Origin of the sequence: Gilliamella sp. B2828 (assembly GCF_026537125.1) — a bacterium.
Taxonomy (GTDB): Bacteria; Pseudomonadota; Gammaproteobacteria; order Enterobacterales; family Orbaceae; genus Gilliamella.
On the sequence record NZ_JAFNMU010000004.1, the window covers coordinates 113467 to 136557 of the forward strand.

18 protein-coding genes and 1 pseudogene are annotated in these 23091 nt (G+C 33.7%); 11 read left to right on the top strand and 8 right to left on the bottom strand.

The window, feature by feature from the left end:
- Positions 1-42 precede the first annotated feature (42 nt).
- The 9 genes from J3U19_RS05125 (at position 43) to amtB (ending at position 10491) form a co-directional block, all read left to right on the top strand.
- Positions 43-822, top strand: a complete 780-nt coding sequence (locus J3U19_RS05125; RefSeq protein ID WP_267345592.1) for a TOBE domain-containing protein — start codon at positions 43-45, stop codon at positions 820-822.
- Between the two features lie 15 nt (positions 823-837).
- A complete protein-coding gene (gene modF / locus J3U19_RS05130) occupies positions 838-2298 on the top strand; it encodes a molybdate ABC transporter ATP-binding protein ModF (RefSeq protein ID WP_267345594.1) in 1461 nt (486 codons plus the stop codon).
- A gap of 394 nt (positions 2299-2692) precedes the next feature.
- Positions 2693-4696 (top strand): excinuclease ABC subunit UvrB, encoded by a 2004-nt coding sequence (gene uvrB, locus J3U19_RS05135; protein WP_267345595.1) that lies wholly within the window; start codon positions 2693-2695, stop codon positions 4694-4696.
- A gap of 25 nt (positions 4697-4721) precedes the next feature.
- Positions 4722-5072, top strand: coding sequence for a RidA family protein (locus J3U19_RS05140; protein WP_267345597.1), 351 nt, complete (start codon positions 4722-4724; stop codon positions 5070-5072).
- A 210-nt stretch (positions 5073-5282) separates the two neighbouring features.
- Positions 5283-5783, top strand: coding sequence for a 5-(carboxyamino)imidazole ribonucleotide mutase (gene purE / locus J3U19_RS05145; RefSeq protein ID WP_267345599.1), 501 nt, complete (start codon positions 5283-5285; stop codon positions 5781-5783).
- A gap of 7 nt (positions 5784-5790) precedes the next feature.
- Positions 5791-6855 (top strand): 5-(carboxyamino)imidazole ribonucleotide synthase, encoded by a 1065-nt coding sequence (purK, locus tag J3U19_RS05150; RefSeq protein WP_416380311.1) that lies wholly within the window; start codon positions 5791-5793, stop codon positions 6853-6855.
- An 18-nt stretch (positions 6856-6873) separates the two neighbouring features.
- Positions 6874-8370: a dGTPase gene (dgt, locus tag J3U19_RS05155; protein ID WP_416380306.1), complete on the top strand. Its 1497-nt coding sequence runs from the start codon at positions 6874-6876 to the stop codon at positions 8368-8370.
- A 478-nt stretch (positions 8371-8848) separates the two neighbouring features.
- The gene (gene glnK, locus J3U19_RS05160) at positions 8849-9187 is read left to right on the top strand and encodes a P-II family nitrogen regulator (protein WP_267340529.1); all 339 of its coding nucleotides are present in this window, start codon (positions 8849-8851) and stop codon (positions 9185-9187) included.
- Between the two features lie 20 nt (positions 9188-9207).
- Positions 9208-10491 (top strand): ammonium transporter AmtB, encoded by a 1284-nt coding sequence (amtB, locus tag J3U19_RS05165; RefSeq protein WP_267345602.1) that lies wholly within the window; start codon positions 9208-9210, stop codon positions 10489-10491.
- Between the two features lie 187 nt (positions 10492-10678).
- Here amtB and J3U19_RS05170 read toward each other — a convergent pair whose 3' ends face one another.
- The 3 genes from J3U19_RS05170 to dsdX form a co-directional block, all read right to left on the bottom strand.
- Positions 10679-11158: a hypothetical protein gene (locus J3U19_RS05170; protein WP_267340527.1), complete on the bottom strand. Its 480-nt coding sequence runs from the start codon at positions 11156-11158 to the stop codon at positions 10679-10681.
- A 219-nt stretch (positions 11159-11377) separates the two neighbouring features.
- A complete protein-coding gene (locus tag J3U19_RS05175) occupies positions 11378-12709 on the bottom strand; it encodes a D-serine ammonia-lyase (protein WP_267345604.1) in 1332 nt (443 codons plus the stop codon).
- Positions 12710-12730: 21 nt separating this feature from the next.
- Positions 12731-14068, bottom strand: coding sequence for a D-serine transporter DsdX (gene dsdX, locus J3U19_RS05180; RefSeq protein ID WP_267345605.1), 1338 nt, complete (start codon positions 14066-14068; stop codon positions 12731-12733).
- A gap of 233 nt (positions 14069-14301) precedes the next feature.
- Here dsdX and dsdC point away from each other — a divergent pair, with 233 nt between their 5' ends.
- A complete protein-coding gene (dsdC, locus tag J3U19_RS05185) occupies positions 14302-15237 on the top strand; it encodes a DNA-binding transcriptional regulator DsdC (protein WP_267340524.1) in 936 nt (311 codons plus the stop codon).
- Between the two features lie 89 nt (positions 15238-15326).
- Here the strand turns inward: dsdC and J3U19_RS05190 are convergent, their stop codons facing one another.
- The 4 genes from J3U19_RS05190 to fdhD all read right to left on the bottom strand — a co-directional run bounded on the left by J3U19_RS05190 (position 15327) and on the right by fdhD (position 19754).
- Positions 15327-16226, bottom strand: coding sequence for an EamA family transporter (locus tag J3U19_RS05190; protein WP_267345606.1), 900 nt, complete (start codon positions 16224-16226; stop codon positions 15327-15329).
- Positions 16227-16414: 188 nt separating this feature from the next.
- Entirely contained in the window at positions 16415-17638 is a 1224-nt protein-coding gene (locus tag J3U19_RS05195) for a nucleoside permease (RefSeq protein WP_267345607.1), read from the bottom strand.
- Between the two features lie 61 nt (positions 17639-17699).
- A complete protein-coding gene (locus J3U19_RS05200) occupies positions 17700-18518 on the bottom strand; it encodes a purine-nucleoside phosphorylase (RefSeq protein WP_267345609.1) in 819 nt (272 codons plus the stop codon).
- A gap of 426 nt (positions 18519-18944) precedes the next feature.
- Entirely contained in the window at positions 18945-19754 is an 810-nt protein-coding gene (fdhD, locus tag J3U19_RS05205) for a formate dehydrogenase accessory sulfurtransferase FdhD (protein WP_267345610.1), read from the bottom strand.
- 192 nt (positions 19755-19946) lie between these two features.
- Here fdhD and J3U19_RS05210 point away from each other — a divergent pair, with 192 nt between their 5' ends.
- Positions 19947-20477, top strand: coding sequence for a DedA family protein (locus J3U19_RS05210; protein WP_267340519.1), 531 nt, complete (start codon positions 19947-19949; stop codon positions 20475-20477).
- On the opposite strand, the pseudogene mscM reads toward J3U19_RS05210, so the two are convergent.
- Positions 20474-23020, bottom strand: a pseudogene (gene mscM / locus J3U19_RS05215) (miniconductance mechanosensitive channel MscM); the annotation flags it as partial. The gene J3U19_RS05210 and the pseudogene mscM overlap by 4 nt on opposite strands.
- Between the last annotated feature and the right edge of the window lie 71 nt (positions 23021-23091).

Here is a 23091-nt window from a genome sequence, read left to right on the forward strand (position 1 = left end):
TTTTTTTATAAAGCTATTTTTAAAGTTTATCAAGGTATATAAATGAACTTATCGCCTGACATATTGTTAACACTAAATTTGAACCAACAGCTTTTTATTGATCCAAGGCGCATTGCTTTACTTAAAGCAATTGATCAAACCGGTTCATTAAGCCAAGCGGCCAAACAAATTGGGCTGAGTTATAAAACGGCTTGGGATGCAATTAGTGAAATTAATAAACTAACAGCCAAACCTTTCTTAATAACAGCAACTGGAGGAAAAAATGGTGGTGGTACTAAATTAAGTGCTTATGCAGTGAGATTTATTCAGCTTTACGATCTTTTAACCCAATTACAGCATAATGCCTTTAACATATTAAATGATGATAATGTACCTCTAGATGATATTTTAAAGGCCACTGCAAAATTATCATTACAAACCAGTGCTCGAAATCAATTATATGGTTATGTTAAACATATTGAAGCGAACCATATTGCTGGGTATGTTGATGTTAAATTAAGCGATAACCAAACAGAATTAAAAGGTTATATCACTCAACAAAGTATTGAAAGATTAAAGTTAAGTATGAATAAAACAGTACTTTTGTTAATCAAGGCCCCTTTAATTGAGTTAAATGATGCTAATGAAAATTGTTTATCAGTTGAAGTCGAAACAATCAAAACTGACGGTGAGTGGACTGAAATTAAATTCTTGTTACCATCAGGTATACAACTTTATGCAAGCAAAGTAACCCATGAAGTTAAGCAGTATGCTTTATATAAAGGGAAACGGCTAACAATATCAATTCAACCTCAACATATTATTGTTGCCACATTAGTTTAGTAAATCGAGGTCATTATGTTAACCATTGAAAATGTTCATTATAAAATTAATGATTACAAAGTTTTTACTATTGAATTGCTTACTATCAGTCCAGGTCAAAGCATTGCTTTTGTTGGTCGTAATGGTAGTGGAAAGTCTGTATTGGCTAAAGCACTTGCCGGTGAGCAAAAAGTATTATCAGGTTCGGTAATTAATCAATTTGAGTCAGTGTCCTATATTTCGTTTGAAAAGTTACAAAAGTTAATTGAGGAGGAATGGCAGCGTAATAACACTGATATGCTTAGTGAAGGTGAAAATGATACTGGATTAACCACTCAACAAATTATTCAAGAGAATAGAAAAGATGAAAAACTCTGTCAACAGCTTGCACAACAGTTCGGAATAAGCCATCTGCTACCACGGCGATTTAAATATCTTTCAACAGGTGAAGCACGTAAAACACTAATTTGTCGAATGTTAATGTCAAACCCTCAATTAATAATTTTGGATGAACCCTTTGATGGATTAGATACCTTATCGCGGGAAAATTTAGCAGAAAAACTTAGTGAATTAGCCAAACAAGGCATTTCAATGGTATTGGTATTAAATAGATTTAATGAAATTCCTTCTTTTGTTGAAAATATAGGGCTTCTTGTTGATTGTCAACTATTGAAATTTGGTCCTAAAGCATCCATATTAGATGATGAAATCGTTAAGCAGCTAGCAGATTTAGAAAACCTGCCCAATCTACCGTTACCTGAAGCAGACGAGCCACCAATTCAGTTAGCCGATCAATTAGAGCGAGTAAACTTTAATAATGTTTATGTTCAATACGATGAAAAAGTTATCATTAATGGATTAACTTGGCAGGTAAAAGCTAATGAGAATTGGCAAATTATCGGTCCGAATGGTGCAGGTAAATCGACAATTTTGAGCTTAATAACAGGTGATCATCCACAAGGTTATTGTAATGATCTCACCTTATTTGGTTGCAAACGTGGTTCAGGCGAAACCATTTGGGATATTAAACGACATATTGGTTATGTAAGCGGCAGTTTGCATCTTGATTATCGTGTAAGTACAAATGTTAAAGCCGTGTTAATTTCTGGATATTTTGATTCAATTGGGATGTATCAGGTTGCTACTGACAAGCAGTCGAAATTAGCTGATGAATGGCTTAATTTACTTCAACTTAATGATTATGCTGATAAGCCTTTTCAATCATTATCATGGGGACAACAAAGATTAATATTAATAGCTAGAGCATTAGTTAAACATCCAACATTACTTATTTTAGATGAACCTTTACAAGGATTAGATCACCTTAATCGAGAATTAGTAAAATGTTGGGTAGATCGCTTAATAAAAGAAGGGCACACACAGCTGTTATTTGTTTCCCATCATGTGGAAGATGCTCCAAAATGCATCACTCATCGATTAACATTTGTGCCTAATTTTGATCATAGCTATCAATATAAATTTGAAACACTGAATTAGTTATTAGTTTTTAACTATTAAAATAGATTTAAAAATAGAAAAAAACTTAAAAAAAAAAGTGTTTTCATTATGGATTTTTTGCGTAATATCAGAAAAAAGTTTATAGCTATTACACTTAGAGAGTTATCCCCTTTGCCTGTGGATAACTCTGTGAGTAGTTTATTGAAAAAAGCTCAGAACCCAATAGCTATCAGGTTTTAAGTTGATTTGGTTACATGTTAGTCATGATTCATGTTTTTTTTATTTATCAATAAGTTAACTTAAATCAAGCTGTTATTTTTAAACGAATCTGATAAGCGTTTTGGTTAACTGAACAAAAAATATAAGATTTTAAAAGGTCAAGCCTTTTTGGGGATAATTTTTATTAATAGGTAAAATATTAGGTTACGATGTAATGAAAAAATTCAAATTGTGTTCCGAATTTAAACCAGCTGGTGATCAACCAGAAGCAATAAAAAGGATTAATCAAAACCTTGATGATGGAATTGCACATCAAACATTATTGGGTGTAACTGGATCGGGTAAAACGTTCACTATGGCAAACGTTATTGCCCATCACAATCGTCCTACAATTATTCTTGCGCCGAATAAAACATTGGCAGCTCAATTATACGGTGAAATGAAGGCTTTTTTTCCTGAAAACGCTGTTGAATATTTTGTTTCTTATTATGACTATTATCAGCCTGAATCATATGTACCAACAACCGATACATTTATCGAAAAAGATGCATCGATAAATGAACATATTGAGCAAATGCGTTTATCAGCAACCAAATCATTGCTTGAGCGTCGTGATGTTGTGATTGTTGCCTCAGTGTCTGCTATTTATGGATTAGGTGCACCTGAGACCTATATGTCCATGATATTGCATTTAACTAAAGGTACAATAACCGATCAACGAGCAATTCTAACCCGCCTTGCAGAACTGCAATATACTCGCAATGAAATTGGGTTTAGTAGAGGTACGTTCCGGGTTCGTGGTGATGTTATCGATATTTTCCCTGCAGACTCTGATGAACTTGCTGTGCGCGTTGAGTTATTTGATGATGAAGTTGATCGTATTGTGATGTTCGATCCTCTAACTGGTAGTGCAGTGAGTGAAGTATCACGTATCACCATTTATCCAAAAACTCACTATGTTACACCAAGAAATATTATGGATAATGCGATAGCACAAATTAAGCAGGAGCTAAAAGAGCGTCAAAATGTACTTCTCGATAACAAACGCCTTTTAGAAGAGCAACGTTTAACGCAACGTACACTCTTTGATATTGAAATGATGACAGAACTGGGATATTGCTCGGGGATCGAAAATTATTCGCGTTTTCTATCACAGCGTAATCCAGGTGATCCACCTGCAACATTATTTGATTATTTACCAGCAGATGGGCTACTGTTTATTGATGAATCGCATGTAGCAATTCCACAGCTAGGTGCCATGTACAATGGTGATCGATCACGTAAACTGAATCTGGTTGAATATGGATTTCGTTTGCCATCTGCGTTAGACAATAGACCTTTGAAGTTTTCAGAATTTGAAAATATTATGCCACAAACGATATACGTATCGGCTACACCTGCAAAATATGAAATTGAAAAATCGGGGGGAGAAATCATTGAGCAAGTAGTTAGACCAACAGGTTTATTGGATCCCATTATTGAAGTTAGACCAGTTGCAACACAAGTGGACGATCTCTTGTCGGAAATTAAACTCCGTATTAATAATGATGAGAGAGTGTTGGTTACGACATTAACTAAACGAATGTCAGAAAACTTAACGGATTATTTGTCCGAACATAATGTGAATGTTAAATATTTACACTCAGACATTAATACCGTTGAACGAATGGAAATAATTCGAGACTTAAGGCTAGGTAAAGTAGATGTTTTAGTTGGCATTAATTTATTGCGTGAAGGACTAGATATACCCGAGGTTTCGCTTGTGGCTATTTTAGATGCCGATCGTGAAGGCTTTTTGCGCTCGGAAAGTTCATTAATTCAAACCGTTGGCCGTGCGGCACGTAATGTGAATGGTAAAGCGATTTTATATGCGGATAAAATTACACCAGCAATGCAGAAAACGATTGACGAAACCGCTCGTCGACGTAAAAAGCAGCAGAATTTTAATATAAATCATGGTATAACACCAAAATCAGTACGTAAAGAAATTAAAGATATATTGGATGCAGGATTGAGCACTAAAAAAGCGACAGCTAAAATACAGGCTTTTGAGCCAAGTAAACCATATAATTATGTGTCTGTCAAAGAAGTACAAGCAAGAGTTAAAGAACTCGAAGCAATGATGTACGAAGCAGCACAAAATCTCGAGTTTGAAAAAGCTGGCGTATTACGTGACGAGATTAAAAAACTGCGTGCGGATTTTATTAAAGTATCCTAACCATCCATTGAACAAGGAAATTATGATGACAATTATTCGAATTGATCCACAAGATCGTTGGTCCGAAGCAGTGATCCATAATAATGTTATTTATTACACTAGTGTGCCAAATAATTTAATCAATGATGCTTACCATCAGACTAAGAGTGCTCTTGAAGAAATCGATAAAATTTTAGCGAGTATAAACAGTGATAAAAATCATATTTTAGATGTGACGATATTTTTAGAAAATAAAAGCGATTTTGAAGCGATGAATAAAGCTTGGGATGAGTGGGTTGTTAAAGGATTTGCGCCGGTACGTTGTACTGTACAGGCAGGTTTAATGAATCCTGATTACTTAGTTGAAATAAAAATCATTGCTGCGATAAAGCAATAAATTATTGTCATTCCGCCATCATAGATGGCGGATCCATTTTAAATATTTCGTTTACATACTTAAATCTTAGGAACTAAAAATGTTTTCTTAGGTGAACTGATTGAATTTTTTAATATAGATATTTCAAATCCTGTTTATTCTTATCCCCATATGTTAAAATTTGGTGTATACTCCTACAACATAATATTTTATATACACATATAATTTTATATGCATATTCAACCTAAAATTGCCATTGTAATGGGCTCTAAAAGTGATTGGGCAACCATGCGATATGCTGCTGAAATCCTTGATGCTTTAACTCTCACTTATCATGTTGAAATCGTTTCAGCTCATCGAACACCTGATAAATTATTTCAATTTGCCCAAGAAGCCAAACAACGTGGTTTTGATATCATTATTGCAGGAGCGGGTGGTGCGGCGCATTTGCCAGGTATGTTAGCGGCCAAAACCTTAGTACCAATATTAGGCGTTCCTGTTCAAAGCGCCGCATTAAATGGTATTGATAGCCTGTATTCTATTGTACAGATGCCAAAAGGTATACCCGTTGGAACACTAGCTATTGGTAAAGCAGGAGCAGCCAATGCTGCGCTATTAGCAGCACAAATTCTTGCTTTGCACGATCAAGAGCTTCATCAGCGTTTAACTACTTGGCGATTAACCCAAACAGATGAAGTATTAAATAATCCTGATCCAAGAGTAGATGCTTAAAATGATGATTAAATCCGTTTGTGTCTTAGGAAATGGACAATTAGGTCGAATGTTAAAACAAGCTGGTGAACCGTTAGGTGTTCATGTGTTTCCTGTTGGTTCAGATGTTGATCCAACAACTATCCCATACCAGCATTCGATCATTACTGCCGAAATTGAACGTTGGCCGGACACGCCTTTTACTCAAATTCTGGCCAATCATTCTCATTTCATTAATCGAGATGTTTTCCCGATTATTGCTGACCGTCTAACTCAAAAACAGCTATTTGATGAACTAGCTTTGCCTACGGCGAAATGGTCTTTATTGGATGATCCTCAAAATTGGAAAAAGTTATTTGCAGAGCTAGGTAAATCATTAATTGTCAAACGTCGAACCGGAGGATACGACGGTCGAGGGCAGTGGCGTATCACTAATGATCACAATATAACAATACCTAATGATATATACCACAACGCGATTGTAGAACAGACTATCAAGTTTGAAAAAGAGATCTCTTTAGTCGGTGCGCGTAACAAAAATGGTGAAACCGCTTTTTATCCACTGACCAACAATTTGCATCAAAACGGTATTTTAAAAGTGAGTGTCGCAATCCCTAATCAATATCCAGTATTACAAGCTAAAGCAGAAAAAATGCTAACAGTCATTATGAATAAACTTAATTATATTGGTGTATTGGCAATGGAATGCTTTGTCATTGGTGATAACTTATTTATCAATGAATTAGCACCAAGGGTACATAATAGTGGGCATTGGACACAAAATGGTGCATCTATTAGTCAATTTGAATTACATTTGCGATCGATATTAGCATTACCACTTCCACAACCTAATGTATTTGCACCTTCGGTTATGATCAATTTAGTTGGTACAGAATTGAACCTAAATTGGTTGTCTATTGATTTAGTTCATTTACATTGGTATGAAAAAGAAGTTAGAGAAGGTCGTAAAGTTGGACATCTAAATTTGACTCACAATCAATCAGATAAATTGAAACATTCTTTATCGCTTTTAAGAACGCTTTTACCTCAAGAGTATCAATCATCGATTGAATGGGCGAAACAACAGTTGTAGCAGCTTAAAAACAAAGGATTGAATATGATAGACTTTTCCAGAAAAATCAATTATCAGCGTGATGCTCGTAGAACAAACGAGATTTTAACTGATCCCTATTCAATTGTTCGCCAGTTTGAAAGTGATCGTGGACGGATAATCAATTCTGCTGCGATTAGACGTTTACAACAAAAAACACAAGTATTTCCATTAGAAAGGAATTCAGTAGTCAGAACTCGTCTCACTCACTCAATGGAAGTTCAACAAGTCGGTCGATATATTGTGAAAGAAATCATCCAACGACTAAGCGAATCAAAAAAACTCAAAACCTTTGGATTAGATAATGCTGTTACGTCGATAGAAAGTTTAGTTGAAATGGCTTGCTTAATGCATGATATTGGTAATCCTCCATTTGGACATTTCGGTGAAAAAGCAATAAATCACTGGTTTGTTAAACAGTTAGGAATGGATTGTCTACCAAAATATTCCGTACTTCAACCACAAGAGTTGGATGATGACACGATTAAAGAATTAAAAATCAAAATCCGTCGTGACTTATCAAACTTTGAAGGTAACGCTCAAGCCATAAGATTAGTCCATAGTATCCAAAAATTAAATCTTACTTATTCACAAGTTGCCTCAATCTTAAAATACACCAAACCCGCTTATTGGCCTAAAGAAGATATACCAACTGAGTTTTCTTATTTAATGAAAAAACCTGGTTATTATTTATCTGAAGAGCCATTTATAAAAAAATTATCCAAACAATTGGAAATTAAATCTTTTCATCGTTATCCACTGACTTATATTATGGAAGCTGCCGATGATATCTCCTACTGTATTGCGGATCTTGAAGATGCAGTTGAAAAAAAACTCTTTACGGTTCAACAACTTTATCATTGTTTAGAAAAAGCTTGGGGAAGTGTTAAAAATGGTGATTTATTTGATAAAGTAGTAAAACGTCCATACGCAAATCTTATGCAAAAGAAATTTAACTCAATCGCTGTTGGGCAATTTTTTATGTATTTACGTGTAAATACCATTGGCAAACTTGTTTCTCATGCTGCTGAACGTTTTGTTGAAAATATTGAAGATATTTATCATGGTTCGTTTAATTATGCATTATTAGAAGATCACGGGGCAGAATATCAATTATTAAAAATATTTAAAAGTGTGGGGGTTGAACATGTTTTTAATCATGAATCAGTAGAAAATATAGAATTACAAGGTTATCGCATCATTAGTGGATTATTGGATATTTACAGCCCGTTGTTAAATATGCCAACTTTTGAATTTTTCAAACTTGTCAAGGAAAACAACCATCAGCAATACCCTATCGAAACTAGACTTTATCATAAACTCTCTGCTAAACATTGTGATGCTTATTTACAGGCAACAAATTCAATTGAGAAAAATGATCCTAAATTTGCCTATTGGGAATTTTATTATCGCTGTCGATTATTACAAGATTATATTAGCGGTATGACCGATCATTTTGCTTATGATGAATATCGTAAATTAATGGTAACTTTTTAATCCTACTATCCTTTTATCGGGATTAGCACCAAATAGAAGCATAAGCACTATTTTTGTGCGTAATAAAAATTATCTCTATTATTGTCATTAATAAAAATTTTAAAGTGAGTCAATTCACACAACAAGCTTATTGTATGACTGATAATCTCATCTCAGTTTACAGCAATTTTGATAACGTTCAGATCAGCATTTCCGGTTAATTAATAAGCATTTTTACTGCATCATCCAAAAATAGCACAATATTTCAATTTAATAGCATATTAATTAAATAGTATTTTTATGCATGGAGTTTTGAATAAAAGAAAATTTACAATTTGTTGTAAGTCGAAATAATGACGGTGAAAACAAATCAGATTGGCCATTCCAAGTAATTTATTTATTAATTTTATTAGATAGGTAAAGTAAAAGCTTAAAGTTGGTTTTATGGCACGGACTTTGCATGATTTCATGCATATACCATATTCGTGGGGAGTAATTGATGAAATTAGTCACAGTAATTATTAAACCTTTCAAGTTAGAAGAAGTCAGAGAATCATTATCAAATATCGGGATTACCGGATTGACCGTTACTGAAGTTAAAGGTTTCGGTCGACAAAAAGGACATGCAGAACTCTATCGCGGAGCGGAATACAACGTTAATTTTTTACCTAAAGTGAAAATAGATTTAGCCATCAATGATGAAGAACTTGATGAAGTTATTAGTACTATTTCTAAAGCTGCTTATACTGGCAAAATTGGTGACGGTAAAATTTTTGTAACTTCACTTGAGCATGTAGTTCGTATTCGTACCGGTGAAACGGATGAATCAGCTTTGTAATCATAATTAAGGATAATATTATGTTGAAGAAATGTATTTTACCATTATGTTTTATCTTCCCAACGTGCGCTTTCGCAGATAATGTTATGGAACATGTGGACAACGCAGATAATGGTTTTATGATGATTTGTACCACATTAGTATTTTTTATGTCTATTCCTGGGATTGCATTATTTTATGGAGGTTTACTACGTTCAAAAAACGTGTTATCGATGCTTTCACAAGTTTTAGTTACTTTTTCACTTATTTCTGTTTTATGGATTTTTTATGGCTACACGCTTACTTTTGGTGAGGGGAACTGGTTTTTTGGTAATTTTGAACACTTGATGTTAGCAGGCATTGATATAAAAGATGTTTCTGGTTCAATTTATGAATTAATTTGGGTTGCATTTCAGGGATCTTTTGCTTGTATTACATGCTGCTTAATACTTGGTGCTTTCGCAGAAAGAATACGTTTTTCTGCTGTATTAATCTTTATGGTGTTATGGTTTACATTTGCATACATACCAATGGCACATATGGTATGGGGAGACGGTATTTTAGGAGAAGAAGGTGCATTAGATTTTGCCGGTGGCACAGTTGTTCATATTAATGCTGCAGTGGCTGGTTTAATGGGTGCTTATCTACTAAAGAATCGAATCGGTTTTAATCGTGAGCCATTAAAACCATTTAATCTTCCTTATGTTTATCTTGGTGCTGCAATTCTTTACATTGGTTGGTTTGGCTTTAATGCAGGATCTTCAACTCATGCTGATGAAGTTGCGGCATTAGCGTTTATCAATACTGTCACTGCAACAGCCGCAGCAGTTTTATCTTGGTCGTTTGCTGAATGGATTTTACGAGGAAAACCGTCATGTTTAGGTGCAGCATCAGGTGTGGTAGCTGGATTGGTGGGAATCACACCGGCAGCCGGATTGGTTGGTGTGGCTGGTGCTATGTTAATAGGTTTTATCTGTGGTTTTGCTGGTGTTTGGGGTGTCTCATCACTAAAACGAATTTTAAAGATCGATGATACTTGTGATGTATTTGGTGTGCATGGTGTGTGTGGTATCGTTGGTTGCTTATTGACGGGTATTTTTGCTTCAAAATCATTAGGTGGGGTAGGTTATGCCGATGGGATAGGTATGACTACTCAAGTTGGAATTCAACTCATGAGTGTGATTACCTGTGTCATTTGGACTGCTGTTGTTGCTTTTATGGCTTATAAAATTGCGGATATTTGCGTTGGTTTACGCGTCAGCGAAGAACATGAACGTGAAGGTCTTGATATTAACAGTCATGGTGAAAGTGCTTTCAACAGTTGAGTTAAATTCGTTTAATCGTTAACTGAAATAGAATCCCTTTATTAAAACAATTATCAGCTTATTTTAAAATAAACATGAAAAAGAAAAGTTGAACGTATAAACTTATTAATTGGATTACTAAAGTGTTATCAGTAAAATCTACAGCATAACTGCTGTAGATTTTTTCGTAAAAATTAATATTAACTGATTAATCATCCCAAAGCATAATGGCATTATCATCCGTTAATATTAATGGTGGGGCAAAAAGATGTTCTTTAATTTTTGTTGGTATCACATTGATATTATTTAGATCAATTTCAACGCAAGGGTAAATTTTTGCCATTTGTTTTAAACGGCTACCAAGTAATTGTTTAACTTTATTTGATTCTTTAGCTAAAGCTAATTCATCTTTTAAGATACCAATTTGTTTTTTATGGTGCTCTGACTCAAAGTTTTCACCAAATATAAAACGAAATTCTTTATTGCTATCATTAAGGTGTTTACAATTAAATTCCTTATCTTTGTATTCACCGTGATGTAATTTATGCTCTTTGATGCGCAACGCAATAATTTCATTAATACTATCAGGATAATTTAATTTAGAGTCTAAAAAACTTAACGTATTTGTTTCCGGTATTGATTCACTGCTCTGTACTAAGGTAAATAATGGTTTTTTATGTGTCTTCATTCTATAACTTCCTTTTTATTCAGGACAATAATATGACAATATGTAGGACAATTAAAAAAACGATTGTTACTATGTTGTAAAGATGTTTTAAGTCAACAAAATGATCAACTAAAACTGCTAATTTTTACTTTCACTTTATTATTAACTTTCATGGTGTTATTATTTTAATAAAATAAATCACCATGGAATTGATTGCTTATAAGATCAATATTCATTTTTTTATATTTTTGCAAGGCTAAGATATTTTCCCATTTCCTCCTTTGGAACCATGCCACCACCAGTTGCCCAAACTAAGTGAGTCGCATTTGTTAAAATTTCTGATGAAACATTAATTCTTTCTAAATATATTGAATTGTTTTCAACATGTAATGAACCAAGCATTCCAGCTAAAGCTGAGGGTTCTAATTGAATTTGTTGTTGTTTATTTAATAAACCGAGTAAATCATACATCTCTTGATCATTAATGGTGTAATAACCATCAATTAATCTTTCCATTGCACGACCTACAAATCCCGAAGGTCTGCCTACGGCCAAACCGTCAGCAGCGGTGACATTATCAATACCAATATCTTGAACAGAGATATGGTCATGTAATCCAGTATAAACACCTAAAAACATACAAGGTGAATGGGTTGGTTCAGCAAAAATGCAATGTACATCATCACCAAACGTCAGTTTTAATCCAAATGCAACTCCTCCAGGTCCACCACCCACTCCGCAAGGAAGGTAAACAAATAATGGATGTTGTTTATCCACCTTTATGTTCATCTCAGTAAATTGTTTTTTAAGGCGTTCACCAGCTACTGCATACCCTAAAAATAAGGTCTTTGAGTTTTCATCATCGATAAAAAAACAATTAGGATCAGATTCTGCAGCTTTACGGCCTTTTTCAACTGCAACACTATAGTCTTGTTGGTATTCGATAACATTTACACCGTTTGAACGTAATTTCTGTTTTTTCCACTCGCGAGCATCGCTAGACATATGAACATTAACTTTAAAACCTAATTTAGCACTCATAATACCAATAGATAGACCTAAGTTACCTGTTGAACCTACTGCAATACTGTATCGACTAAAAAATTGATTGAATCTGTCAGAAAATAATTTGGTGTAGTCATCCTTTTCGGTTAATAAGCCATTTTCAATAGCAAGCTTTTCTGCGTGTGTCAGTACTTCATATACACCGCCACGAGCTTTTATGGAACCGGAAATTGGTAAATGGCTATCTTTCTTGAGGAACAGACTTCCTGTGATCTTGCGTTGATAACGGCTTTCAAGGGCCGCTTTCATATTGGGAATCGGAACAACTTCGGACTCAATTATTCCTTTTGTTACTGCTGTTTCTGGAAATGCTTTGCATAAGTAAGGAGCAAATCTCGCTAATCGATCACTTGCATCTTTAACATCCTGCTCATTCAATTTTACATATGATAATCCATTTGTCAAGCTCGTTATATTAGGATTAAACCAAGCAGTCTCTTTTAGTTGTATTAAATTAGCAATTAAAGGATATTTTTGTATCAACTTTTCAACATCTTTAGGGATCATAATTTATTCCTGTAATTTATTTTATATAATATAAGATAGTAAAAAAGTACTTGCTAATGCGACTAATGAAGCAATAAATGTGGCTGATGTGTAGTATTTAAATATTTCATTTATTGTTGCACCGCAATATTGCTTAACTAACCAAAATAAAGAATCTGTAACAATTGTGCACCCAATAGCTCCTGAACCGATTGCTAATGTGATGACTTCTGGACTCAAGTTAGGATAGTGAGATAACATTGGTGAAACGATGGCGGTTGCGCCCATCATAGCAACAGTGGCGGACCCCACAGCGGCATGTAAAATTATCGATACAGACCATGCCAATAAAATTGGGTGCATATCAAAATGAGACAAAATACCGGTTAAACCATCACTTAATCCACTGTTTTTTAGAATGCCATTAAATGCACCACCTGCACCAATTATTAATAAAATATTGGCAATGGATGAAAAGCAACTTTCTGTCTTAAATAACAACACGGACATAGTCATATTGCGCCGAATACCCAACATATAGTAAGCTACAAAGGCCCCAATAAACATTGCTGTAATAGGATTACCAAGAAATTCTAATATTAAGTAATTAAAAGAATTTTTATCGACAATAAAGTCTGCAGCTGTTTTTATTAGCATTAAAACAATCGGTAGTAATACGGTAAATAATGTTGTGCCTAAAGAAGGAAGTTCTTCTTCTGTTCTCACTTTCATATCTGAAAACTCTTCAGGCACAGTTTTAAAAGGAATTTTATTTTTTATGCAATTTAGAAAGATTGGTCCGCCAATTAGTGATGCTAATAATCCAATACCTAACCCATAAACAATTACTGTTCCAATATCCGCACCTAATGCATTTGTTACAAATAGTGCAGCAGGATGAGGTGGAACGATACAATGAACTGCCATTAAAGCAGTACAAAGTGGAATAGCTAGCGTCAAAAGGGACGTTTTAGTTTTTTTAGCAATTGAAAAAGCTAATGGAATTAATAAAACTACACCTACTTCTACAAACAGGGTAATACCACAAATCAGCCCAACTAGCACCATAGTAACTTGTGGAGATAACCAGCGACATTTTTGTAATGACAACCCTATGCGCTCGGCAGCGCCTGAAATTTCCATCATTTTACCAAGAATGGTTCCCAAACCTATTACCGTAGCTAGAAAACCTAATGTACTACCTATACCGTCTTCGATTGCTGCAATCATTTTTTGTGGAGGCATTTTCATCAATGCACCTACATAAAAGCTAGCAAGTAATAACGCTAAAAAAGGATGAAGTCTAAATTTTATAATCGAGATTACTATAAGGAAAATGCTGGTGATTAAAACACCTATAATCCACAACTGCGAATCCATATTACCTCCTTTCTTTTATTATTAATTGCTAGCTTTATTAAAAGTTTTTGGCGATAATTTGACAAATGATCAATTATGGGTTTAACTTGAATTAAATTCATCTATAAATGTGATTAAAATCAAAAAAAGCTAATATTTCAATAAATTTCGTGTAAATAATTATTTAGAAGTGTAAATCTTGGAACGCAAATACATGAATTAATATACTAATGGATTAGTAAAGGAGAATTATTATGTATGATGAAAATAGGTTTTTAGTTAAAAATCATGTTGTTAATCGTTATCAGTTATCTAAACTGCATACTTTTGAGTCTGTTGCGCGTCATTTATCATTTGCATTGGCTGCTGAAGAACTTTGTATCAGTCCAAGTGCGGTCAGTCATCAAATCAATAAACTAGAAGATGAACTTTCATTTAAATTATTTCAACGATATCATCGACGAATAACTCTGACTCATGAAGGTATGAACCTATTTAAAGTGGTCAAAAAATCTTTAAATATTTTAAATCAAGAAATACTGGAGATTAAAAATCAAGAAGTTTTTGGTACTCTAACTATCTATTCAAGACCCTCATTTGCTCAAAATTGGCTAATCCCAAAATTATCACTATTTGCTCGACATTACCCTTATATATCATTGAACATTGTATCGGGTAATGAAATTATTAATTTTAGTCGTCACCGGATTGATTTAGCTATTTATTTTGATGATCTGATTTATGATGATTTAAATAGTGAACATTTATTAAATGAAACGATGGTTCCTGTGTGTAGCCCATATTATGCACAACAAAATGATTTATATAATAAAATTGAAAATTTATCGAAATGCTTTATATTGCATGACACCCAAGCATGGGGATATGACTCGAACTTTGATGAATGGGAAAGTTGGGCCAAACATTTTTCATTATCTTATGATTTTAACGAAATGCAAAACATATGTTTTGATCGTTCAGACTTGGCGGCAACTGCTGCAATAAATCATGCAGGTATAGCGATGGGAAGGAAGCAAGTCATAAAAAATTATCTCGAATCGGGCTTATTAATTACCCCATTTGAGGGGATGGAAGTGATGTGTTCTCAGCATTATTATATATGTACCCCAAAAGAAAGATATAATCCTAAAGCTGATTTATTTGTTAAATGGTTAAAAAGTTATGTATAAAATTTTTTCAAGATATTATGTTAATTGATATTATCAAACTCTCATTTGCTGAAGTGCGGTAGTGAACCGCACTCACAAAAAATAACTTATTATTTTTTTATATGTTTTAAATTGGATATAGCAATCGCCAATAAGATAATTATCACTCCTGTCCATTGGTTGAAATACACGAATTCCTTTAAATAAAAATAAGAACAGGTAACTGCTACGGGTAACTCTGCTGCTGATAATATTGCACTTAATGAAATCCCTATTTTAGGCATACCTAGAGAAAATAAAAATGGTGGTAAAACTGTCCCAAATAAAGATAATAAAAAACCTAACTGATAAAGTTTATCACTCATATCTAGTTTAAAGAAAAACGTAGGTGGAAAAATTAAAAATGTCACAATGCAAGCACCGGTTATCATTAATGCACTTTTTTCTAATGTTGGTAAATCATTACCAATATTACTGCTGGTTGTGATGAATAATGAGTACATTAATGCAGCTAAAAATCCAAATAGACAGCCAGTTAAATTCAATTTTATGTCTTCATTAAAAATACCAGCAGCTAAACAGCTACCGAAAATAATTGCTATTACGGTTAAAATTTGAAGATTAGTCGGTTTATTTTTAAAGATAACAAAATCAATGATGATACTGATCCATAGATATTGCATCAATAATATTATAGCAATTGAAGCAGGAACTAATTGTACACATTGATAATAACAAATTCCTACTAACCCTGGAAAAATACCAACAGCGCAGACTTTCCATTTTTTCGTTAAAGGACGTTTTGGAGTTAAATCAATTTTAGATTTATTTATTGTTTTAACCAGAAAATGAATCAACCACAACATTAACATACCTAAAAAACATTGGACACCAGTCACTTCACCTAATGTATAGCCATCTTTATAAGCGGTTTTGACGATAGAAGAGAGCACTCCAAAGCTACAGGCTCCAAAAAAAACCAACAAACCACCCAAAAATTTCTCTTTCATATTTTAAATCTCATTACTCTAACAAAATATTTATTCAACAAACACAATTAGAGTCCACAAGGGAAATTCCCCTGCACCTCATAAATTATTCAATAATTAGTATAAAGGATACTAAACGAATCAGAACAGAATGTACGCTATAATGTTTAGCTCATTAGCTTGACCAGCAAATTAATACACAATAGGCTCTAATTTGCTGTGCGCTCATTAAATGTAAAATAAAAAACTATTCCTAATATAAGCGCATAAGATGCAAAAATGATCCAAATCATTTGCCAATCTTTAACACCTTTATGTGTACACATATCAACGACAAAACCACTTATTATTGATCCTAAATAAGCACCAATGCCATTGACCATAGTCATGTATAAACCTTGCGCACTCGATCGTATATTCGGATTCACTTCTTTTTCAATAAAAATTGAACCCGAGATATTGAAAAAGTCAAACGCACAGCCATACACAATCATTGATAACATTAATAATACAAAACCAAATGGTGTTGGATCACCAAAAGCAAACAGACCAAATCGAAGAATCCAAGCAACCAGGCTGATCATTATGACTTTTTTTATGCCAAATTTCTTGAGAAAGAAAGGAATAGTCAAAATAAATGCTACTTCTGCCATTTGTGAAAAGGATAATAAAATAGCTGGATACTTTACAATTAAACTATCTTTAAACTCTGAAATTTTACCAAAATCATGTAAAAATGCACCTCCAAATGTATTGGTGATTTGTAATATTGCACCAAGTAACATCGAAAATAGAAAAAATACGGCTAGGGTGGGATTTTTGAATAGTACAAATGCATCTAAGCCTAAGCGTGAACTCCAAGACTGTTGATGGATTTTATTTATGATAATATTGGGTAACGTCGCACTATACATTACAAGCAATACTGATGCTGCACTGGCAATATAAAGCTGAGCATTGCTTAATTCAAATTTCAGCAGGCTAATCATCCACATTGCGACAATAAAACCAATAGTACCAAATACTCTAATTTTTGGAAAAACAGATATTGTATCAAAATTTTCCTTATCCAGACAGTGGTAACTGATTGAATTTGATAATGCAATAGTTGGCATAAAAGCCAATGCATTGCATAACATCACCCAAAATAGCATTGTCGAATTATTGACTGATGCTGCATAAAATAGCGCAAAAGCACAAATGCAATGGCAAAGCATATACAAATATTTGGGTTGCAAAAATTTGTCAGCAATAATGCCAATAATACATGGCATTATTAATGCGGCTAAACCTTTTGTACTAAAAATCATTCCTACTTCGGCGCCTGAAAAATGCAATGTATTGAACAGATAACCACCGAAAGTCACTAACCAGCTTCCCCAAATAAAATATTGGAAAAACATCATTATTTTTAATCTATCTTTGATGTTCATTATTTATTCCTAAAATAATGCGAACTTTTTATTTAACATATTAAATAATAAAAAGTATTGATTAAAAACGCGCTATAGTCTTAGTGATTAGCTGTAAAAATGTTGATTTAACACGCTCTGCTGTTTCAATCACTTCTTCATGACCTAAAGGTTGATCTAATATGCCGCATGCCATATTAGTTAAACAAGATATACCAATAGTTTTAATACCCGAATGATGAGCAATAATTGCTTCTGGTACTGTTGACATTCCCACTGCATCCGCCCCTAAAACACGAATCATTCTAACTTCAGCTGGTGTTTCATAAGTTGGCCCTGTCCACCATGCATAAACACCTTGTTGTAATGTAATATTAAGTTCGTTTGCTGCATCACACACAATCGAACGTAATTGCTTATTGTAAACTTCACTTACATCTAAAAATCGAACGCCAAGTTCTGGATTATTCGGTCCTATCAATGGATTATTGGCTGTTAGATTAATGTGGTCAGTGATCAGCATTAAATCACCGGGCTTAAAAGTCGTATTTACAGCACCACAAGCATTAGTAATAATCAGTTTTTCAACGCCGAGCATTTTCATTACACGAACTGGAAAAGTTACCTGATCTAATGAAAAACCTTCATAATAATGAAAACGACCTTTCATTGCGATGACGGTTTTATCTCCGCTTTGACCAATGACCAACTCGTTAGCGTGACCAACAGCGGCAGATTTAGCAAAATGAGGAATCGTATCATAAGCAATACGAACTGCATCTTCAAGAGTATCGGCAAAAGGACCTAAACCTGAACCAAGAATAATCCCAATCGTTGGTTTTTTATTGGTATATTGTTTAATAAAATTAACTGCTTGATGTATATCAGATGTTTGATGCATGACTTTACCCTTTCAAATTAACAAAAAACGGAAAAATGGGTGATTAACGATAATCACAAAAAATTAGATGTCATTTTGCCAACAATCATTGTCAGTTATTGAGTAATAAGGTTATATATCATTATGCTTTCAATAAAGATCATAGCTAATATATATAATCCTTTTATTCATTTTCAGAAAAAGATCATCTAAAAATCTACAAGAAAAACAATGTATTTGTAATCCGTAGTTGTATATTATGCTGATCTTCATGAAATAAAGAAAGATGCTTATTAATTTATCTTTAATTTAATTGTGGTATAAAAAATTTATTATTATTATTCAATTTATTATTTGCAAATTGATTAGTGGCAATCATACAATAAAATAGCATTTTTTTGTATGATTCAGTTATTTAAAAGCTTTTAGCTCAGATTAAATTTAATCTCATTCAAGAATACGTCCGAAATCTGAATAAATAACTCCTTTATCACCTCGAAAGAATCCAATCAACGTTATGTTATTTTGTTTGGCATTTTCAATAGCCATTGAAGTTGCAGCTGAAACTGCCAAAAGAATTTCGATTCCACATATGGCTGTTTTTTGAACCATTTCGTAGCTAGCACGGCTAGAAACCAGAATAACTCCTTTCTGAACTTGATCATTCAATTGTTGTTGTTTAGCTCGATAACCAAGTAACTTATCTAATGCAACATGCCTTCCGATATCTTCAAAACCAGCTAGGAGTTGCCCATTTAAATCAAGCCAGACAGCAGCATGTGTACACCCAGTTTGTTTACCAACCGACTGAACTTGGGTTAAGTATGAAAGCGATTCACTAAAATTAGATAATACAATTTTATCTTTTATTTGAAGGGGAGAAATTCTTTGACAGACTTGTTCAATTTGCTCGGTACCACAAATTCCACATCCTGTTCTACCCGTTAGATTACGGCGTTTTTCTTTTAATTGAGCGAAACGTCTTGATGATAATTCAATATTAACTTCGATTCCTTTTGATCGTTCAATAATATCAATACCATAAATATCATTAACTGACTGAATTATGTTTTCTGTTAATGAAAAACCAATAGCAAAATAGTCAAGATCTTTAGGTGTTGCCATCATAACAACATGTGAAATTCCGTTATAAATCAATGCAACCGGTTTTTCGATGGCTATTTTATCCGTTTGTGGGTTTTGTAAAGTGCTGTTATTGAATTTGTTCACTTTTAATGAAGTTGTTCCGTTCGTCATAATTGATCTCTGACTAATATAAATGTTTACAACTAGGTTTGATTATGATCAGCTTATTAATGTTAACAATGAGTAAATCAATTTACTTATTATTATAAAAGTAGCTAATAATTAATGAGTTCAAATCCTATACTGTTAATATTATGGTAAAATAAGAAACTATAATCAATTGCTAATTTATTAATTTAAACTATGTCATTACACGAAATCACACAAATAATAATGCAGTTTATTCAAACTCAGCAAATATGGGCTTTGCCAATTATATTTATACTGGCTTTTGGAGAGTCACTGGCTATTATTTCATTACTTGTGCCAGCTACAGCCATATTATTGGGTGCAGGCGCCTTGATTGGTGGTGGAGCGATATCTTTTTTCCCTGTGTTGATTGCCGCCTCACTAGGGGCAATTTTAGGTGATTGGGTATCTTATTGGTTAGGTAAGTATTATCATCAACAAGTGATTGCTTCATGGCCGTTAAACAAACATCCAAAACTTATTTTTCGTGCTGAACAATTCTTTCAACGTTATGGTACTTTTGGGGTTTTTATTGGTCGTTTTTTTGGCCCATTACGAGCATTTGTACCACTCATTGCTGGCACTATGCATATGCCAGCAAGCAAATTTAATTTAGCGAATATCGCTTCCGCGCCAATTTGGGCATTTGTACTTTTGGCTCCAGGAGCATTTGGTGTGCCTTGGTTAGAAACCCTATTTGGTTAAATAGTGCCAACATGGTAACTACGACGCCCACTTTTACGACCAAGTGCTTCTAAATTGGTTTGTAGAGGTGGAAATGGTAATTGTAAATTGTGTTCACGGTAAGCTTCCAATATTAATTTATGAATAGCACTGCGTAGTCGCATACGGTGTCCCATTTCAGCCGCAAATACGCGTATTTCAAATAACTGAATACCTTCTTGAATATCAACTAGATATACTTGTGGTTCTGGATCTTTAAGTACATATTCACATTTTTCACATGCTTTCTCTAATAGTTTGATCACAAGATCGCTATTTGCATCGATGGTTGCTGGAATGGTTAATACAATTCGGGTTATTGAATCAGATAATGACCAATTGACGAGTTGTTCGGTAATAAATGCCTTATTGGGCATAACTATTTCTTTGCGATCCCAATCGACAATGGTAATAGCACGCGTATTGATTTTTGTAATATTACCCGTTAAATCCCTGATGGTAACTGTATCACCAATGCGTACCGGTTTTTCAAAAAGAATAATTAAACCAGAAATAAAATTTGCAAAAATTTCTTGTAAACCAAATCCTAAACCGACACCTAATGCTGCAATAAGCCACTGAATTTTTGCCCAATCAATGCCGATAAATGAAAATGCAATCATACTGCCTATCATCAATACAATATATTTTGAAACGGTTGAGATGGCATAACCCGTTCCTGGGGCTAGATCTAAATGTTGAAGTAAACCTAATTCAAGTAGTGCAGGCAGATTTTTGACTAATTGAATGGTAATAGTCATAACTAAAATGGCAATACAAACAGCACCTAACGTAATGTATTGTTCTACTTCGGTTCCATTTACTATTACGCTTGTACCCCAAAGTTTAATGTTATTCATAAAGGCAAAAGCTGAATGCAATTCTGACCAGAGTAAAATCATACTGATTGATGCTATAAGCATAATAATTGATCTAACCAATAGTAATGATTGAGCACTAATTGCATCTAAGTCAATCGCAGGTTCATCCATACCATCATTAATTGATGTTAAATCTTCCTCGTGACCTCTAGCGCGTTGCATACGTTCTAATCGGCGCTGTTTTGCTCGTTCAAATTTGATGCGACGTTTTTGGATCCACATCCAACGACGAATCATAAAATAAATAACTAATAAACCTAACCAAATAATGACTGAAGCTTCAAGGCGCCCTAATAAAACTTGCGCAGTAGATAAATATCCTAAACAGGCGGCTATTATTGCTAACCACGGTGCACTCAATAAAATGAGCCATAAAATATGACTCAAGAGATTATCGCCTGAGCCTTTTTTATCTATATATAATGGAACACCAGCGCGGTGAATTGAGTTGCTCATGAATACTAATGCAAAACATAAAATAATAAAGGCACAACGACCAATAGTAGCAGCAAATTGGCGATTGTTAAACTGATCAAAACTCATTACAATCATTACAAGAGGAATCACCACCCACACTGAAAGTTTATAATATTTCATTGCTTCATGAACATTAGCTTTTGACCAGCCAAAATGGGTAATAAAGAGTCCTGATTTTTCCGCAAAATGAGCTGTGATTATAAAAACCCATAAAATTGGTGCAGCAGCATTAACTCCATAGCCCAGCGCAATAGCCACCGGATAATCCCAATTGATTTGTTGTAGTGCATAACCAAAAACAGCCCATAAAATAGGTATAGGCAACGCCATAATTAACGAATAAACTATTACTTTTAACGTTAATGAATAATTGTCTTGCGTTACTTTACCTACACGCGTAGCTGATTTATTTAAAAAAGCATAATATTTATTTCGCATTTTGAAATGTGCAAAAACAAATATTATGGATATTATTAATAAAAATAGTAATTTAGGTGATGATAATATTTCACAACTCGCATGATATAACTGAGATAATGTGTCGATAGAAAATATTACATAAGCCACATCTTTAGCTAAATTTACTGGATACTCCAATGAAATTGGATTTACATCGGCAACCCAAAAAAAATAACGATGTGCAGCATCATTAACTTCATCTATAGCATTAGTTAATTGCTTATTTGATATTTTTAATTTTGTTAACTCCAAAATAGTGGTGTCTGTGCCTGAGATTAACGTTTTAAGTAATTCAATCTGTTCACGAATTGAACGTCGATATTGGCTAGCAAGTTTTGAGCTATTAACTGGGTTAGTTAATGTCGGATAGCTGCCTAATGCCTTTAAATTATTGCTGTAATTTAACTGCTGAACTTTTGCTTCCGCTATTTCTGCATCAAGTGGTTGAGATTTTGGTTTTTCTGGTAGATTTAACAATTGTTGGCGAAGTGTTTCGCCAAGCGCAGTTGAAAAACTTAACCATTCCCCTTGTTCGGCAAGAGTTGATAATGTATTTTGAACATGTGAAATTTGCGTAGTAATATTATTTTGTTCATTAATAATGCTGGTTAAATGTGTTTTTTGAAGCTCTAAATTTTGACGGAGTTCCTCATTTTTATCACCTAATTGATTGAGTGTTTGTAACAGTTCTTCTTCATTATTAATGGTAATGACTGTTTGTTCAGCCAATGTTATTGATGAAAACAGCAATAAAGCACAACATAAAATACTACGTATCC

Coding starts and splice junctions, on each gene's coding strand:
- J3U19_RS05125 (WP_267345592.1), top strand. CDS start 43: ATGAACTTATCGCCTGACATATTGTTAACACTAAATTTGAACCAACAG.
- modF (WP_267345594.1), top strand. CDS start 838: ATGTTAACCATTGAAAATGTTCATTATAAAATTAATGATTACAAAGTT.
- uvrB (WP_267345595.1), top strand. CDS start 2,693: ATGAAAAAATTCAAATTGTGTTCCGAATTTAAACCAGCTGGTGATCAA.
- J3U19_RS05140 (WP_267345597.1), top strand. CDS start 4,722: ATGACAATTATTCGAATTGATCCACAAGATCGTTGGTCCGAAGCAGTG.
- purE (WP_267345599.1), top strand. CDS start 5,283: ATGCATATTCAACCTAAAATTGCCATTGTAATGGGCTCTAAAAGTGAT.
- glnK (WP_267340529.1), top strand. CDS start 8,849: ATGAAATTAGTCACAGTAATTATTAAACCTTTCAAGTTAGAAGAAGTC.
- amtB (WP_267345602.1), top strand. CDS start 9,208: ATGTTGAAGAAATGTATTTTACCATTATGTTTTATCTTCCCAACGTGC.
- J3U19_RS05170 (WP_267340527.1), bottom strand. CDS start 11,158: ATGAAGACACATAAAAAACCATTATTTACCTTAGTACAGAGCAGTGAA.
- J3U19_RS05175 (WP_267345604.1), bottom strand. CDS start 12,709: ATGATCCCTAAAGATGTTGAAAAGTTGATACAAAAATATCCTTTAATT.
- dsdX (WP_267345605.1), bottom strand. CDS start 14,068: ATGGATTCGCAGTTGTGGATTATAGGTGTTTTAATCACCAGCATTTTC.
- dsdC (WP_267340524.1), top strand. CDS start 14,302: ATGTATGATGAAAATAGGTTTTTAGTTAAAAATCATGTTGTTAATCGT.
- J3U19_RS05190 (WP_267345606.1), bottom strand. CDS start 16,226: ATGAAAGAGAAATTTTTGGGTGGTTTGTTGGTTTTTTTTGGAGCCTGT.
- J3U19_RS05195 (WP_267345607.1), bottom strand. CDS start 17,638: ATGAACATCAAAGATAGATTAAAAATAATGATGTTTTTCCAATATTTT.
- J3U19_RS05200 (WP_267345609.1), bottom strand. CDS start 18,518: ATGCATCAAACATCTGATATACATCAAGCAGTTAATTTTATTAAACAA.
- fdhD (WP_267345610.1), bottom strand. CDS start 19,754: ATGACGAACGGAACAACTTCATTAAAAGTGAACAAATTCAATAACAGC.
- J3U19_RS05210 (WP_267340519.1), top strand. CDS start 19,947: ATGTCATTACACGAAATCACACAAATAATAATGCAGTTTATTCAAACT.